General features: G+C 63.1%; 12 protein-coding genes. 11 read left to right on the top strand and 1 reads right to left on the bottom strand.

Annotation, left to right across the window (positions count from 1 at the left end):
• Positions 1 to 8 precede the first annotated feature (8 nt).
• The 3 genes from AC1DUR_RS05050 (at position 9) to AC1DUR_RS05040 (ending at position 7,137) form a co-directional block, all read left to right on the top strand.
• Complete coding sequence (locus AC1DUR_RS05050; protein ID WP_477721392.1) at positions 9 to 4,694, top strand: PAS domain S-box protein; 4,686 nt, start codon at positions 9 to 11, stop codon at positions 4,692 to 4,694.
• A gap of 186 nt (positions 4,695 to 4,880) precedes the next feature.
• Positions 4,881 to 5,522 (top strand): response regulator, encoded by a 642-nt coding sequence (locus AC1DUR_RS05045; RefSeq protein ID WP_477719083.1) that lies wholly within the window; start codon positions 4,881 to 4,883, stop codon positions 5,520 to 5,522.
• Between the two features lie 49 nt (positions 5,523 to 5,571).
• Positions 5,572 to 7,137 carry a sensor histidine kinase gene (locus AC1DUR_RS05040; protein WP_477719082.1) on the top strand — a complete coding sequence of 522 codons (1,566 nt, stop codon included), beginning with the start codon at positions 5,572 to 5,574 and terminating at the stop codon, positions 7,135 to 7,137.
• An 81-nt stretch (positions 7,138 to 7,218) separates the two neighbouring features.
• Here the strand turns inward: AC1DUR_RS05040 and AC1DUR_RS05035 are convergent, their stop codons facing one another.
• On the bottom strand, positions 7,219 to 8,358 hold the full coding sequence (locus AC1DUR_RS05035) for an MBL fold metallo-hydrolase (protein ID WP_477719081.1): 1,140 nt from the start codon (positions 8,356 to 8,358) through the stop codon (positions 7,219 to 7,221).
• A 163-nt stretch (positions 8,359 to 8,521) separates the two neighbouring features.
• On the opposite strand from AC1DUR_RS05035, the gene AC1DUR_RS05030 reads away from it, so the two are divergent.
• From AC1DUR_RS05030 to AC1DUR_RS04995, 8 genes are all read left to right on the top strand, one after another.
• Positions 8,522 to 8,947, top strand: coding sequence for a MerR family transcriptional regulator (locus tag AC1DUR_RS05030; RefSeq protein WP_477719080.1), 426 nt, complete (start codon positions 8,522 to 8,524; stop codon positions 8,945 to 8,947).
• 185 nt (positions 8,948 to 9,132) lie between these two features.
• Positions 9,133 to 9,576 (top strand): PaaI family thioesterase, encoded by a 444-nt coding sequence (locus AC1DUR_RS05025; protein ID WP_477719079.1) that lies wholly within the window; start codon positions 9,133 to 9,135, stop codon positions 9,574 to 9,576.
• Between the two features lie 116 nt (positions 9,577 to 9,692).
• Complete coding sequence (locus AC1DUR_RS05020) at positions 9,693 to 10,874, top strand: isovaleryl-CoA dehydrogenase (protein ID WP_477719078.1); 1,182 nt, start codon at positions 9,693 to 9,695, stop codon at positions 10,872 to 10,874.
• 80 nt (positions 10,875 to 10,954) lie between these two features.
• The gene (can, locus tag AC1DUR_RS05015; RefSeq protein WP_477719077.1) at positions 10,955 to 11,617 is read left to right on the top strand and encodes a carbonate dehydratase; all 663 of its coding nucleotides are present in this window, start codon (positions 10,955 to 10,957) and stop codon (positions 11,615 to 11,617) included.
• 40 nt (positions 11,618 to 11,657) lie between these two features.
• Complete coding sequence (gene aceK / locus AC1DUR_RS05010) at positions 11,658 to 13,535, top strand: bifunctional isocitrate dehydrogenase kinase/phosphatase (RefSeq protein ID WP_477719076.1); 1,878 nt, start codon at positions 11,658 to 11,660, stop codon at positions 13,533 to 13,535.
• A 72-nt stretch (positions 13,536 to 13,607) separates the two neighbouring features.
• Positions 13,608 to 14,789, top strand: a complete 1,182-nt coding sequence (locus AC1DUR_RS05005; RefSeq protein ID WP_477719075.1) for an acetyl-CoA C-acyltransferase — start codon at positions 13,608 to 13,610, stop codon at positions 14,787 to 14,789.
• A gap of 73 nt (positions 14,790 to 14,862) precedes the next feature.
• Positions 14,863 to 15,531 (top strand): SDR family oxidoreductase, encoded by a 669-nt coding sequence (locus AC1DUR_RS05000; RefSeq protein ID WP_477719074.1) that lies wholly within the window; start codon positions 14,863 to 14,865, stop codon positions 15,529 to 15,531.
• Positions 15,532 to 15,535: 4 nt separating this feature from the next.
• A complete protein-coding gene (locus tag AC1DUR_RS04995) occupies positions 15,536 to 16,663 on the top strand; it encodes an acyl-CoA dehydrogenase family protein (RefSeq protein ID WP_477719073.1) in 1,128 nt (375 codons plus the stop codon).
• The last annotated feature ends 124 nt before the right edge of the window (positions 16,664 to 16,787 follow it).

The following is a 16,787-nucleotide window of genomic DNA, read 5'->3' as shown; positions in this document are numbered from 1 at the left end:
TGGGTCGGATGACGCTGCGGACGCGCCTGGTGATGCTGGTGGTTGCGGCGATTGTCCCGCTGTTTGGCCTGTCCATTTTCAAGGCTTGGGTCGACTCGGATGCGGCCATCAAACGCGCCACCGCCAACCTGCAGTTTGCCGTTTCACTGGTCGCTGCCAACCAGGCCCGGGTAGCCGAATCTGCGCACCAGATCCTGATTTCGATTGCCAGCATGCCCGGCCTGACCAGCGAGAAATCACTGGACTGCCAACGGTATTTCAAAACCTTGCGGGAGAAGTTCTCCATCTACGCCAACCTGGGCATCATTGGCGTTGACGGTTATGCACGTTGCCACGGAATCGACAGCCGGCCGGCTTACCTGGGGGATCGCGACTATTTTCGCGCCGCAGTGGCTCGCCGCAGTTTTGTCGCCGGCGAGTACATCCTGGGGCGCCTGTCGGGAAAACCCAGCATCACATTTGCGTTGCCGGTGCTTGGCGAGGACGGGCAGGTCCTGCGCGTTGTCTATGTTGCGGTCGATTTGACCGAGATGGCGAAGTCGGTTGCCGCCATTCAGGTGCCGCCCGGTGCCGCGGTGGGCATCCACGATCGCCATGGCGTGTTGCTGGCGAGCAAACCCGAGCTCCCCATCAAGGTTGGGCAAAAGGCTGCCAGCCAGGTTTTGCAGGACGCCGTGAAGACGATGAGCACCGGCGTGCGCGAAGGCGTGGACGCCGCGGGTCAGCAGCGGCTCTGGGCCTTCATGCCCAGCAGTCCCCTGGCAGACACAGCCTTTTTCGTCGCGATCAGCATCAACCGTGAACTCGTCGTGGGGCCCGGTCAGCGTCAGCTGTGGATTGAGTTGGCCGTCCTCGCGCTGGTGGCGTTTCTCGGGGCCTGGATTGCCTGGATGATGGGAGGGCGCACCATCGTGAAGCCCACCCGGGAAATTCTTGACGCGACCCGCTTGCTTCAGAACGGCCGGCGGGATGTACGCATCCCGATGCCCGCGGTTGAGGATGCGGGTGAGTTCACCAAAATTGCCGGCGGTTTCAACGTCATGGCCGAGGCGCTTCAGCAGCGCGAGCAGGACCTTGAAGCCGAACTGGCGCGAAGCCAGCAGGCACGGGCCACGCTGGACCTGACGATCAACAGCATGCAGGAGGGCCTGGTCGCCGTAGACGCCTCTGGCCGCCCGCTGCTGGTCAACGAAGCGGCCTCCTCGCGGCTGTTTGCCGCGGATGTGCTGGCGCAGGCCCCCACGGTGTTGTCCGCCGAATGGCCGCAGCACCTCGGGCTGTATGTGCCCGGCACCGACACTTTGTACGCCTTTGACCAATTGCCGCTGTACAAGGCTCTTCAGGGGCAAAGCGGTGGGCCGCAGCACATCCTGATGCGCAACGCCGCCGTGCCTGCGGGACGCCTGATCAGCTGCACTTACCGGCCCCTGCACGGCAGCGCCGGGCAGGTGGGCGCGTTGATGGTGTTTGCTGACATCACAAAGCTGGAGCAGTTGCAGCTGGCGCAGGCACGCAGCTATGACAAGCTGCGCGCGGTCCAGCACAAGCTGCTGGATTCCCAGCGTCTGGGCCGCATGGGCAGCTGGGAGCTTGATCCGGTGACCCAGCGCATCTGGTGGTCGGACGAGGTCTACGAGCTGACCGGCTTCACGCCTGAGTCGTTTGACGGGCGTTACGAAACCTTCCTGCAGCTGATTCATCCGGACGACAGGGCCGATTACGTGCTGAGCCGTGAACAGTCCCTGCAGCGGGGTTCCGATTTTGTGGCCGAGTACCGCATCATGACACCGGCGATGAATGTCCTGTGGTTTTACCAGTTGGGCAAGTACCACGTGGGCGAAAAAGGGCAGGCGGCCCACTTCTCCGGCATGGTGCAGGACATCACGGCGCGCAAACAGTCCGAGCTGGCGCTCGTCGCCAGTTCCGATCTGCTGCGTCGCACCGGTGAAATGGCCAAGGTGGGTGGATGGGAACTGGTGGTGGAGGGCCTGCACCTGACCTACTCTGAACAGCTGTACCGGCTGCTTGACCTGAGGCCGGGCACCGCGCTGAATGTGGAAGATGTCAAAAATGCCTACCCCCCGGGCGCGCGCGAGGTGTTCCTGGCGACGGTGCAGGCGGCGATCGACCATGGGACGCCCTGGGACCTGGAGTCACCCCTGACCACGCGGACGGGCCGGCGCATCTGGGTGCGGACGCAGGGCCAGGCGTTCATGCAGGATGGCAAGGTGGTGCGGCTTGCCGGCGCCTTACAGGACATCACTGCGCAGCATGAGTCAAGGGAGCACCTGCGCCTGCTGGAGGCCAGCATTTCACGCCTCAATGACATGGTGGTCATCACCGAAGCGGAGCCCTTTGACGAGCCCGGGCCCCGCATTGTCTTTGTCAATGACGCGTTCGTGCGCCGCACGGGCTACAGCCGTGAAGAGGTGCTGGGCAAGACCCCGCGCATTTTGCAGGGACCCCAGACCCAGCTCGCCGAGCTTGATCGCATCGGTGCGGCGCTACGGAAGTGGCAGCCGGTCCAGGCTGAGCTGATCAATTACACCAAGAGCGGCGAGCCGTTCTGGCTCGACCTCGACATTGTTCCCGTTGCCGACGCCCAGGGCGGGTTCAGGCATTGGGTGGCGGTCGAGCGGGACATCACCCAGCGCAAGCTGGCCCGGCAGGCGCTCATCGACAGCGAGCAGCGTTATGCCGCGCTGTTCGAGGCCGCACCGGTGCCGATGTGGATCGTTGATGGACAGACCAATGCCTTTTTGGCGGTCAATGGCGCGTGCACCGAGCGCTACGGTTACACGCGCGAAGAATTGCTGGGCATGACGATTTTTGATATCCGTTCGGAGGATGAGGCCCAGCGCTTGAAGGCTGAAATCGCCAGCGGAGTCCACAAGCCCGTCAACCGCCGCGTGCACCGTGCCAGGGACGGCGCCGACTGGCATGTCGAGACGGTTTCCCGCAAGATCCAGTACGAAGGCAGACCGGCGCGGCTGGTGGTTGCGTTCGATGTGAGCTCGCAGGTGAAGGCCGAAAAGGATGCCCAGGAATACCTGTTCACCCTGCAGCGCGCCGCCGACGCCGCCGCGGCCATCACTTGGCACCAGACGCTGGATGGCACCATGCAGGAAGTTGCCGAGCAGGCCCGGGGGGTGATTGGCGCCCACCAGTCCGCGGTGAGCCTGACCATGAACAGCGACTGGGCGCAGGCCATCAACGCGCTGTCCCTGTCCGAGAAATATGCGGCATACCGTGATCGGATGAAGCCACCGGACGGCACCGGCATCTACGCCGCCATCTGCGAGAACAACCGGTCCATGCGGCTGACCCAGGCCGAGCTGGAAGCGCACCCGCGCTGGCGCGGCTTTGGCAGCCATGCCGACAAGCACCCCGCGATGCGCGGCTGGCTGGCGGTACCCCTGGTGGCCCGGAGCGGACAAAACATGGGCGTGCTCCAGCTCTCGGACAAATACGAGGGCGAGTTCACCCAGCAGGATGAATATGTGGCGATGGAGCTTGCGCAGCTCGCCTCCATCGCCATAGAAAATGTCCAGTTGCTGGAAGAAGTGGGTCGGCTCAATGCGGGGCTCGAGCAAAAAGTTGCGGAGCGCACCGCCGCGCTGACCCGGCAGGAGGCTTTGTTCCGCGCCCTGGCCGAGCGGGCGCCGCAGGTGGTGTGGACCGCCGACCCGGGCGGCGCCGCAACGTATTACAACCAGGCCTGGTTTGACCTGGTGGGAGGCCGGTTCAGGGACTGGGCCGGGGCGCGATGGCTGACTGCGATCCATCCGGAAGACCTGCCCGAGGTCAAGGCGAGCTGGCAATTGGCCAGCGCCAGCAAGTCGCAGTATGAGAACATCCGCCGCCTGCGCGCCAGGGACGGCAGCTACCACACCATGTCCTCCCGGGCCACGCCGGTGCTTGACGAGCGGGGCGAACTGGCCTTTTGGGTGGGCATTGATGCGGACATCACCGAAATCAAGGCCATCGAGGCCGCCTTGCGCCTGTCAAACCACGAGCTCGAGGCCTTCTCGTATTCTGTCTCCCACGACCTGCGCTCACCGCTCAACACCATTGACGGGTTCAGCCGCCTGCTGTCCAAGCAGCTTCCCGGCAATGTCAACGAGAAGAGCCGGCACTACCTGTCGCGCATCCAGGCGGGCGTGGCGCAGATGGGGCAATTGATTGAAGACCTGCTTTCGCTGGCACAGGTATCGCGCGCGCAGCTGCGGATGGAAGCGGTGGACCTTTCTGCGCTGTCCCGGCGGATTCTGGGTGAGTGGCAGGCGCGCGATCCCGAACGCCGGGTCGCGGTCCATATTGAACGTGGCCTGCAGGCGCATGGCGACTCGCGCCTCCTGGGCGTGGTGATGGAAAACCTGCTGAGCAATGCCTGGAAGTTCACCTCGCGTAAAGCCGAGGCGAGCATCAGCGTCAGCCAGCAACCCGACGCAGCAGGGCTGCCGGTCTTCATGGTCCGGGATAACGGTGCCGGTTTCGACATGGCGTATGTCGACAAACTGTTCAACCCTTTTCAGCGTTTGCATGCGGCGTCGGAGTTTGCCGGCACCGGCATCGGGCTGGCCTCGGCCAGCCGTGTGATTGGCAGGCACGGCGGCCGGCTGTGGGCGCAATCCGAGCCCGGCGGCGGGGCCACTTTTTTCTTTACCCTGCCCAGGACCGCTATTTCGGTCTGAGCAGATCAGCCCGATCCACCCCACTCTCGCCAACTTTTCTCGCTTTCCTCACGCATTCCCCGCCGGACGCCACACCTCGCCCCGGTCTTTATTTGCGTTGCCCCGGTTTTCGCCGCCTGTTTTAAATTGCTGAAGTAATTAAAATGCTGAAAATGACAAGTCCCATCTCTGTTACAACAGGCCACCATGCCGCGTGAACCCAAATCCTTTGAAGATGCCATCAGTGCGACGGACTTCTCCAGTGAAGATTACTGTGGCACCAGCTATGCTGCCAAGCTGCTCGGGCTATCGGTCGCCACGGTGCAGTCGTTGGTCGAAAAAGGAGAAATAGACGCCTGGAAGACCCTGGGAGGCCATCGCCGGATTGCCCTGCAGTCCATCAATGCCTATCTGGCCAAAAACAACCCGCAAACCACCAAGGTCGACACCGACCCGAAGAACCGTTTGCGCGTGCTGCTGGTCGAGGACGACGAGGCCACCCGGGAGCTGTACCAGCTCCAGTTTGAGGACTGGGACCTGCCGGTCGATTGCACCTGGATGCCATCCGCACTCGAGGCCTTGATGGACATTGCCAGCATGCGTCCGGACTTGCTGATTACCGACCTGTCCATGCCCGGCGTCGATGGCATTGAAATGCTCAAGGCCCTCAAGCGCAACCAGCAGCTGGCGGACATGCAGATTATTGTGATCAGTGGCTTGCCGCCCGAGGCCATTGAAGAGCGGGGCGGTCTGCCGCCGGATGCCCACCGGTTGCAGAAGCCGGTGAATTTCGACTGGCTGCACGGGTATGTCACGGCACTGGTGACCGCCAACCGCAAGTGGCATTAACAGGCTGCACCGAAACCTGAAGCAAGCGAGCCCGAAGCAAACAATCCTCATGAGCCGATTCCTCAACCTGTTCGGGATGAAGCTGGCAGACAAGATGCCCGGCCCGGGTGCGCAGAACGGGGATCGTTCGGCGGCGCCGGCGGAACTGGGCTGGGGGCCTCTGGAGCAGGCCGGCGACGGTACGGTATTGCTCGACGACCAGGGCCGGATCACCGAGGCGAATTCCCGCGCGCTGGAACTCCTGCATTGCGCGCTGCCGGCCCTGTCCGGCCTCGATTTTTGGGACGCCGTGCCCGAAGAAATCACCGAGCAGCATCAGAGCGCCACGGGCCAGGCCCTGACCTTTGCCGCGCGGCACGCCTTCGTTGCCCACGACAAGTTTGAAGACAAGTGGGTCCGGTATGCGTTCACGAGGCAGCCCCCCGGCTACGTCGTCAGCCTCAGGGATGTCTCGTCCACGCAAAGGTTGCTGGATGTGCTGGAAGACAGCGAGCGCTACAACCAGCTGATTTTTGAGGCGAATCCCAATCCGATGTGGATCTTTGACGACAGCTCCATGCGCATCCTCGCTGTCAACCAGGCGGCCGTCGAGTTTTATGGCATTGAGCGCAAGAAGTTCCTGGCGCTGGGCATGGAGGCGCTATTTCCCGAGGGAGAAGGCGCCGCGTTGCTCGGTTCGCTGGCGTTGGACAAAGGCGTCGCGGAGGGCCAGCTCGAGTTGCGCCTGTGCCAACAGCAAAAGGCGGATGGGCAGCAGGTGCTGGTGGAATTGGCATGCGGCCCGCTCAGCTGGAACGGCCAGCAGGCTGTTTTCGTGAGCCTGGCGGATGTCTCGCAGCGCCACCTGGCCGATGGCGCCTTGCGGCGGGTCAATGCAGAACTGGAGCAGGAGCTGGCCAAGTGCCAGAGCGAACTGGGAAAAGCCAGGCGCGATGTGGCCGCTTTCACCCGTGCGGTGTCCCACGACTTGCAGGGGCCGCTGCATGCCGTCAACGGGTTCGCGAAAATGCTGGCAAAAAACTATTCGACGGCGCTCGATGCGTCCGGGCTGCACTATGTGAACCGCATTCAGGCCAGCACCCGTCAGCTGGCCAAGCTGGTGGATGACCTGCGAACCCTGGTCCAGCTGCCGGAGCTCTCCGGCAATCCTGAGAAGTTCGACCTTGTACCCGTCTGCCGCGCACTGGTCGACGATTTGCGCAAACGCGAGCCGGGCCGCAACGTGGCGATCGAGATGGATGCCAGCCTGCTGCTGGTCGGCGACAAGGGGCTGCTGGCGACGGCCTTGGCCTGCCTGCTGGAAAACGCCTGGAAATTCACCTCGAAAAAAGCCGAGGGCTGGATCAAGGTGGGGCTGACGCCCGGCCGCAGGCGCGGCGAACTGGTCCTGCTGGTGTCCGACAATGGTGCGGGCTTTGATATGGCCTACAGCGGCAAGCTTTTCACCGCTTTCCAGCGCCTGCACTCTTCAGCCGACTTCCCGGGCAACGGCCTGGGTCTGGCGATCGTCAAGGGGGTTGCGGCCCTGCACGGCGGCAAGGTCTGGGCTGAAACCGCTGACCAGGCCGGGGCCAGTTTTTTCATGGCGCTGCCGCACGCTGCGGACAGCGCCTGATGGCCGCCTGAAAGCCCGACGCATCACACACCAAACACCACACATCACGCACCGCGGTACCGCAGCACCGCCCGCGGCATGTCAGGCTGCGCTGAAGCGGTAAACCCCGTCAGGGTCCAGCGAGCGCCTGAGCTGCCCGCCAAACCACAGCAAATGCAGGTGCGCGATCGACTCGCCGATCGCGAAGGTCGTCTGGTGCAAATCCAGCTTGCGTTTGAACATGACGGGCAGGATGTCCGCAGCGCTGCAGGGGCTTGCCTTGCAGGCCTGCATCACCTCTTCGAGCCGGTCCCGGTGGTGGTCATGAAGCTGCTGGATGCGTGTGTGCAGGCCGCGGAACGGTTTGCCGTGCGAAGGCAGGGTGAGCGTGGCCTCATCCAGCGGCGCGAATTTGTCGATGGACGCGAGAAACTGGCTGAGCGCATTGGATTCGGGCTCCATGTCGTAAACGCTCACATTGGTGGAAATGCGCGGCAGCACCATGTCGCCGGAAATCAGCACCGGCGCCGGTTTCGGGGAGGAGGTGAACGGGGCGGACAAGGTGGACGAGGAGACATCGGCGCAGTACAGCGCCATGTGCTCCGGCGCATGGCCATAGCCGCTGATACACCGCCAGTCCCGCCCGCCAATGCGGATCACCTGTCCGTCGGCCAGGCGGCAAAAACTGTCCGGCACCTCGGGCACCATGCTGGCGTAGTAGCCGGTCCGGCCCCTGATTTTCTCGACGGATTCCGGATCGGTCAGGCCGTGGGAGGCGAAAAAGAGGGCGGCGCTGTCTCCGCCAAAGCCGGTGGTGCTCTGAGCGCCGAGGCGGGCGCTATGGTAGTCGGTGGCGCTCATCCACAGGCGGCAAACATGGCTTGCCGTCGTCCAGTGCCGGCACAGCCAGTGCGCCAGGCCCATGTGGTCCGGGTGCATGTGGGTCACGATGACACGCAGGATCGGCAGGCCCTCCAGCTGGGTCGAAAAAATGCTTTCCCACTGCGCTCTGGACTCCTCCCTGCTGATGCAGCAGTCCACCACACTCCAGCCCTGGATTGTTGCGCCGGCGTTGTGCGGATCATCGAGCTCATCGCGCAGCAGCCACAGGTTGATGTGGTCCAGCGCGAACGGCAGCGCCATGCGTATCCACTTGACGCCTGGTGCGACCTCGAGCGCCGTGCCGGCCTCGGGCAGGGTGTCGGCAAACGGGTACTCGAGCTGCTGTTCAAGGTGGTTCATGTAATATTCGCGCTATATTTGACGTTTACGTAAACGTCATGTTGAATCATTGTAGTGACGACGCCGGCCGCGCGCTGTGCCTGTGCCGCCCTGCTTCCCTGCTTCCCTGCTTTTTGCCGGCTTTTGTCCTGTTGATCCCTGTTCAGTACCCACCCAATTCATCATGGCCACGACTTACACCATCAGCGACCTTGCCAAAGAGTTTGACCTGACCACCCGCGCCATGCGGTTTTACGAAGACATGGGCCTGCTGCAGCCCCAGCGCATCGGGCCGGGCGGGCGCAACCGCGTGTACACGGCGCGGGACCGCACCCGGCTCAAGCTCACCTTGCGCGCCAAGCGGCTGGGGCTGTCGCTGGTGGAGGCCAAGGAAATCATCGATTCCTACGACAGCCCGCGCGACACCGCCCCGCAACTGAAAAAATTCCTGGCCGTGCTGACCGAGCACCGCAAGAAGCTGGAAGCGCAAATGCTCGACCTGCAGGCCAATCTGGACGAGATCCGCACCCACGAGAAAGAGGCCAAGGCGCTGCTCGACAAGGCGGCCAAAGCCAAAGACAACACCAAAACCAAAAACAGCCACGCTTGAATCCCTGTTTCTGCGCCTGGCTGGTTCAACTGTTTTCAACCATTTCAACCATCTCAGCGGTATCAACAATTGCCGGAGGCTTGCTGCGCCCGGGTCAAATGGTTCATAATTGACGTTTACGTAAACGTCAATTAAGGCGTGACCCCATTTGCTCCCGACAGCACTCTCGACAGAAGGCCCTCCCCATGGATGCACTTTCCGCGCCGTCAGCGCTTTTTCAGCGCATTGAAGCGAGTTTTTTACGCCAGGGCATGATGCAGCACCTCGGCGCGCGGCTGCTGCGGGTGGAGACCGGCTTGTGCGAAATTGCGCTGCCGTATTCAGAGCGCGTCACCCAGCAACAGGGCGGTTTCCATGGCGGCGCCATGGGTGCGCTGGCGGACATTGCCGGGGGCTATGCCGCCCTGACGGTGGCACCGCTCGAGGCTGAAGTCACCACGGTCGAATACAAGATCAATTTCATGGCCGCCTTCAAGGATGGTGAACTCCGGGCGACCGGCCGTGTCGTCAGGGCCGGCAAGCGAATCATCGTGACCACTGCCGACGTGGTGCATGTCGGTGCCAACGGGAAGGAAAGCGCTTGCGCGCTGATGCAGCAGACGCTTGTTCCCGTCCCCAAGACCTATTGACGGCTCTTTGACCGCTCACTGATAACTCACAGAAAAACCGCCCAGAAGCTGCCGAGCCGCCACAAGCTGCCCCAAGGCGCCTGGCTATAACCTGCAACCTACCCAGAAAGCCCATCATGACCAACCTGCCAGGACTTGACTTCCAGCTCGGCGAAGAGACCGATGCCCTGCGTGACGCCGTGCGTGAATTTGCGCAAGCCGAAATCGCGCCGCGTGCGGCCGAACTTGACCGCAACGACCAGTTCCCGATGGACCTGTGGCAAAAAATGGGCGCGCTCGGCGTGCTCGGCATCACCGTCGGCGAGGAGTATGGCGGCGCCGGCATGGGTTACCTGGCCCACATGGTGGCCATGGAAGAGATCAGCCGGGCCAGCGCCTCCGTGGGGCTGTCCTATGGGGCGCACAGCAACCTGTGTGTCAACCAGATCAAGCGCAACGGCACCGATGCGCAGCGCCAGAAATACCTGCCCAAGCTCATTTCTGGTGAGCATGTCGGCGCGTTGGCCATGAGCGAGCCCGGCGCCGGCAGCGACGTGATTTCGATGAAGCTCAAGGCCGAAGACAAGGGCGGCTATTACCTGCTCAACGGCAGCAAGATGTGGATCACCAACGGCCCCGACGCCGATACCCTGGTGGTCTATGCGAAAACCGAGCCCGAGCTGGGCGCCCGCGGCGTGACCGCCTTCCTGATCGAAAAGGGCATGAAGGGTTTTTCGGTGGCGCAAAAGCTTGACAAGCTTGGCATGCGCGGCAGCCACACCGGCGAGTTGGTGTTCAACAACGTCGAAGTTCCGGCGCAAAACATTCTGGGCGGCCTGAACAGCGGCGCCAAGGTGCTGATGAGCGGCCTCGACTACGAACGCGCCGTGCTCACCGGCGGGCCGCTGGGCATCATGCAGTCGGTGATGGACAACGTGGTGCCCTACATCCACGACCGCAAGCAGTTTGGCCAGAGCATCGGCGAATTCCAGCTGATCCAGGGCAAGGTCGCCGACATGTACACCGTGCTGCAGGCCGGCCGCTCCTTTGCCTATACCGTGGCTAAAAACCTGGACATGCGTGGCGTGGAGCATGCGCGCCAGGTCCGCAAGGACTGCGCTTCCGTCATTCTCTGGTGCGCCGAAAAGGCCACCTGGATGGCCGGCGAGGGCGTGCAGATTTTTGGCGGCAACGGCTACATCAACGACTACCCGCTCGGACGCCTCTGGCGCGACGCCAAACTCTACGAGATCGGCGCCGGCACCAGCGAAATCCGCCGCATGCTGATAGGCCGTGAGCTGTTTGCCGAAACCTGCTGAGGCCCGTACCCTGGCGCAACGAATGGCCAAGGGATGACCCTGTGAGGCCGCCCGGCCTGCAACTGATTAAGATCGTTCCCATGACAGCATCACTTGAAAACCTTTTCAGCCACAACCGCGCCTGGGCGGCACAAATGGAAGCCGAACGGCCAGGATTTTTCACCAGCCTGGTCAAGCAGCAAACCCCCAAGTACATGTGGATTGGCTGCTCCGACAGCCGCGTGCCGGCCAACCAGATCACCGGGCTGGAGCCGGGCGAGGTGTTTGTTCACCGGAACGTGGCCAACATCGTGGTGCATTCCGACCTCAACGCCCTGTCCGCGATCCAGTTCGCGGTGGAGCGGCTCAAGGTCAAGGACATCATGGTGGTCGGGCACTACGGCTGCTCGGGCGTGCAGGCCGCGCTGGAAGGTGCGCGCATTGGCCTGGCCGACAACTGGATACGCCACATCCAGGACGTGCGCCACCGGCACCGCCAACTGCTCGACAGCCTGCGCGAAGACGTGCGGGCCAATGCCCTGTGCGACATCAACGTGATCGAGCAGGTGGTGAACGTCTCGGTCAGCACCGTGATGGTGGACGCCTGGGCTCGCAACCAGGACGTCACCGTGCACGGCTGGGCCTTTGGCGTGCATGACGGCCTGCTGCAGGACCTGCAGATGAGTGTTTCAGACCCCGAGGAGCTGGATGCCCGCTACCGCCAGGCGGTGGACCGCGTCTGGGACCTCTGGAACAGCCGTTAACACCAGATAACGCCAGACAGCGCCAAAACCAGGACTCGCCGTGTTTCCCCAGCGCCTTGACTCCACCATTGCCTACGACATTGCGAAAGCGATGATGGACGGGTTCAACCGCCACTACCAGCTGTTTCGCACCGAGTCGGCGCGCGCCAAGCACCGTTTCGAAACCGCCGATTGGCACGGCCAGCAACGCGCCCAGCGCGAACGCATCGAGTTTTACGACCTGCGCGTGCGCGAGGCGTCGATGCGGCTGGAGCGTGAGTTCAAGGCGGGCGAGCAGTCCATGGATGTCTGGCACCAGGTCAAGCTGCATTACATCGGGCTGCTGGTCAATCACCACCAGCCCGAACTGGCCGAGACCTTTTTCAACTCGGTCACCACCAAGATACTGCATCGCAGCTATTTCCAGAACGACTTCATCTTTGTCCGGCCGGCCGTCAGCACCGAGTACATCGAAAACGAGGAGCCGACGGCGCGGCCGACTTACCGCGCGTACTACCCGACCCGCGACAACCTGCGCGAGATCATCATCAGGCTGGTGCGCGACTTTGACCTGCGCCTGGATTTTGAAGACCTGGAGCGCGATGCCGGCTATGTGCTGGAGGCCATGAGCGAGCGGCTCAGCGACGTAAAGCTGCGTGCCAATTTCCAGATCCAGGTGCTGTCGGGCCTGTTTTTCCGCAACAAGGGCGCTTACGTCGTCGGCAAGATCATCAACGGCTTCAACGAAGTGCCGTTTGCCCTGCCGATATTGCACAGCAAGTGCGGCAAGCTGGTGATCGATGCCGCGTTGTTTGGCGAGGATGACCTGCTCATCCTGTTCAGCTTTGCGCGCGCCTACTTCATGGTGGACATGGGCATTCCGTCGGCATACGTGCAGTTTCTGCGCAGCATGATGCCGCACATGCCGCGTGCGGAAATCTACAACGCACTGGGCCTGGCCAAGCAGGGCAAGACGCTTTTTTACCGCGACTTCCTCCATCACCTGCGGCACTCCACCGACAAGTTCCGCATTGCGCCAGGTATCAAGGGCATGGTGATGCTGGTGTTCGACCTGCCCTCGTTCCCTTATGTCTTCAAGGTCATCAAGGACTACTATCCGCCGCAAAAAGACACCAGTCGCGAGCAGATCAAGGGCAAATACCTGCTCGTCAAGCAGCATGACCGCGTGGGCCGCATGGCCGATACCCAGGAGTACAGTGAAGTGGCCTTTCCGCGCGCGCGGTTTGATGACGAACTGATTGCCGAACTTCAAAAGTTTGCGCCCAGCCAGCTCGAGATCAGCGACCGCGACGGCGACGGCAACACCGAAGTGATCATCAAGCACGTTTATATCGAGCGGCGCATGATTCCGCTGAACATTTACCTGCAGGAAGCATTTGACGCCGGCGTCGGCGAGCCCGCCGCCAAAGACCAGATCGAGCGCGCCGTGGTCGAATACGGCAACGCCATCAAGGACCTGGTGGCGGCCAACATCTTTCCGGGTGACATGCTGTGGAAGAACTTCGGCATCACGCGCCACGGCAAGGTTGTTTTCTACGACTACGACGAGATCGAATACATCACCGACTGCAATTTCCGCCGCGTGCCGGCGCCGCACAATGACGAAGAAGAAATGAGCGGTGAAGTCTGGTATTCCGTCGGACCCAAGGACGTGTTTCCCGAAACCTTCGCGCCCTTCCTGCTGGGCAACGATGCCGTGCGCGAAGTCTTTATGAAGCACCACGGTGATTTGCTGGATGCCGATTTCTGGCAAAGCCACCAGGCGCGCATACAGGCCGGCCATGTGCACGACGTCTTTCCCTATGAACGGGAAAAGCGCTTCACGCGGCGCCATGCATCCGACCGCCATGACAACCAATTGTTGACCCACCTTCCGCCTGAGCCGGTGTTGACCGGCCTCAGCGGCATGACACCCTGAGCGCGGCAAGAGCCTGGCAAGCGCGCAAGAACAGCACCACAGTTTTCATTCAACCCTGAAAGGACACACATCATGTCGGATTCCATCGTTATTCTCGGCGCCGCCCGCACGCCCATGGGCGGCTTCCAGGGCGACTTCAGTGCGCTCGCCGCGCACGACCTCGGCGGCGCCGCCATCAAGGCCGCCATTGAGCGCGCCGGCATCGCGCCTGAAAAGGTCGACGAAGTCCTGTTTGGCAACTGCCTGATGGCGGGCCAGGGCCAGGCGCCGGCGCGGCAAGCCGGCTTCAAGGGCGGCTTGCCTGCCAGCGCAGGCGCCGTGACGCTTTCGAAGATGTGCGGCTCCGGCATGGAAGCCACCATGCTGGCGCACGACCAGCTGATGGTGGGCAGCCGCGACGTGGTGGTGGCCGGCGGCATGGAAAGCATGACCAACGCACCGCATCTGCTGCTCAAGGGCCGCAGCGGTGTGCGCATTGGCCACGACCGCATCTTTGACCACATGATGCTCGACGGCCTGGAAGACGCCTACGAACCCGGCCGCGCCATGGGCACCTTTGGTGAGCAGTGCGCTGAAAAATACCAGTTCACCCGTGAAGCGCAGGACGCTTTCGCGGTGGCCAGCGTGCAGCGCGCCAAGGCGGCCACGGAGTCCGGTGCCTTCAAGGCCGAGATCACGCCCGTCACGGTCAAGGGCCGCGCCGGCGACACCGTGATCTCCATCGACGAAGGCCCGGGCAAGGTCAAGCTCGACAAGATCGCGACGCTGCGGCCCGCCTTCAAGAAAGACGGCACCATCACCGCCGCATCCAGCTCGTCGATCAACGACGGCGCGGCCGCGCTGGTGCTGACCCGCGAATCCACCGCCAAAGAGCTGGGCGCCACACCCATCGCCCGCATCGTCGGCCACGCCACCTTTGCCCAGGCGCCCGAGTGGTTCACCACCGCACCGGTGGGCGCGGTGCAAAAGCTGCTCAAGAAGATCGGCTGGAGCGTCAAGGACGTGGACCTGTGGGAAGTCAACGAAGCCTTTGCCGTGGTGCCCATGGCCGCCATGAAAGAGCTCGGCATCAGCCACGACATCGTGAATGTGAATGGCGGCGCCTGCGCGCTGGGCCATCCGATTGGCGCCAGCGGCGCCCGCATCATCGTGACGCTGATCCATGCGCTGAAAGCCCGCGGCCTGAAAAAAGGCGTGGCGACGCTGTGCATCGGCGGCGGAGAAGGCACGGCGCTGGCGGTTGAGCTGATGTAATGTCTTGTCATCAGGGCCGCTGGCCGCATCCGCGCGAGGTGGCCCGGACTGGCTTTTACGTGAGATCTTTCGCATGAGCACGGTGTTGGTCATTGGCGCTTCCCGCGGGATTGGCCTGGAACTGGTCCGCCAGTACCGTGAGGCCGGCGATCGCGTGATCGCCACGGCGCGCGACGATGCCGGCCTGCAGCGGCTGCGCGCGCTCGGTGCCCACACCTTGAAGGTGGACGTGGCCGACCCGGCCAGCGTCAGCGGCCTGGCCTGGCTGCTGGACGGCGAGCAGATCGACGTGGCCTTCTACGTGGCCGGCGTTTACACCACGGCAGATGCCACCATGCCGCCCACATGCGAGGAATTTGACCGCACCCTGCACACCAATGTGCTGGGCGCGATGCAGGTCATCCCGCAGGTCGCGCCGCTGGTGGAGGCGGCGGGCGGCAAGTTTGCCTTCATCACCAGCGGCATGGGGCGGATCGGCGGGGTGGGCTCCAGCTTTGGCTGGACTTACCGCGTCAGCAAAGCTGCACTCAACATGGCCGTGGTTGCGGCCCAGCACGACTACCCCCAAGCCATCCTGGTGGCGCTGTCGCCCGGCTGGGTGCGGACCGACATGGGCGGCCCGGGCGCGCCGCTGGCGGTCAGCGACAGCGTGGCCGCCCTGCGCAAAACCGTTGCCTCTCTGAAGGCCCAACACAAAGGCGCGTTCCTCGACTACGACGGGCGCCCATTCGAATCATGGTGACCACATGCTGTTGACACAAGACCAGGAAATGATCCGTGACGCCGTGCGTGCCTTTGCGCAGGAGGAGCTCTGGCCCCACGCCGCCCGCTGGGACAAGGAGCATCATTTCCCGAAGGACGCGCACAAGGGCCTGGCCGAACTCGGCGCCTACGGCATCTGTGTGCCGGAAGAGTTTGGCGGCGCCCACCTCGACTATGTGACGCTGGCGCTGGTGCTGGAAGAAATCGCCGCGGGCGACGGCGGCACCAGCACGGCCATCAGCGTGACCAACTGCCCGGTCAATGCCATCCTGATGCGCTACGGCAATGCCGCCCAGAAAAAGCAGTGGCTGACCCCGCTGGCACAGGGCCAGATGCTGGGCGTGTTCTGCCTGACCGAGCCGCATGTCGGCAGCGATGCCTCATCGCTCAAAACCACCGCCGTGAAAGACGGCGACAGCTACGTGATCAACGGCGTCAAGCAGTTCATCACCAGCGGCAAGAACGGCCACGCGGCCATCGTCATTGCCGTCACTGACAAGGGCGCCGGCAAGAAAGGCATGAGCGCCTTCATCGTGCCCACCGATGCACCGGGCTACGTGGTGGCCCGGCTGGAAGACAAGCTGGGCCAGCATTCCAGTGACACCGCGCAAATCAACTTCGACAGCTGCCGCATTCCGGCCGAAAACCTGATTGGCGCCGAAGGCGAGGGCTACAGGATTGCCCTGGGCGCGCTCGAAGGCGGGCGCATCGGTATCGCCGCGCAAAGCGTGGGCATGGCCCGCAGCGCGTTTGAATTTGCGCTGGGCTACGCCAAGGAGCGTCAGAGCTTCGGTACCGCCATCTTCAACCACCAGGCGGTCGGCTTCCGGCTGGCGGAGTGCGCCACCAAACTGGAGGCCGCGCGCCAGCTGATCTGGCACGCCGCCAGCCTGCGCGATGCCGGCCGGCCCTGCCTGAAGGAAGCCGCCATGGCCAAGCTGTTCGCCAGCGAGATGGCCGAAGAAGTCTGCAGCGCCGCCATCCAGACGCTGGGCGGCTATGGTTATGTCAGCGACTTTCCGGTGGAGCGCATTTACCGTGACGTGCGGGTTTGCCAGATCTACGAAGGCACCTCTGACGTGCAGAAAATCATCATCCAGAGAGCACTTTAGGCCCCCACGGTCGTTCACTGCGTGTAACTCCCTGCCCCCCGAGGGGGCCGCTGCGCCTGCGGCCCGGCAAAGCCGGTTCCGCGGCCCCTGCTGGTTTGGGTATGGGCCTTGCCTTAGCCGCGTG

This window comes from Polaromonas sp. P4_F4 (assembly GCF_056401355.1).
This window is presented reverse-complemented; position numbering and strand designations above follow the sequence as displayed.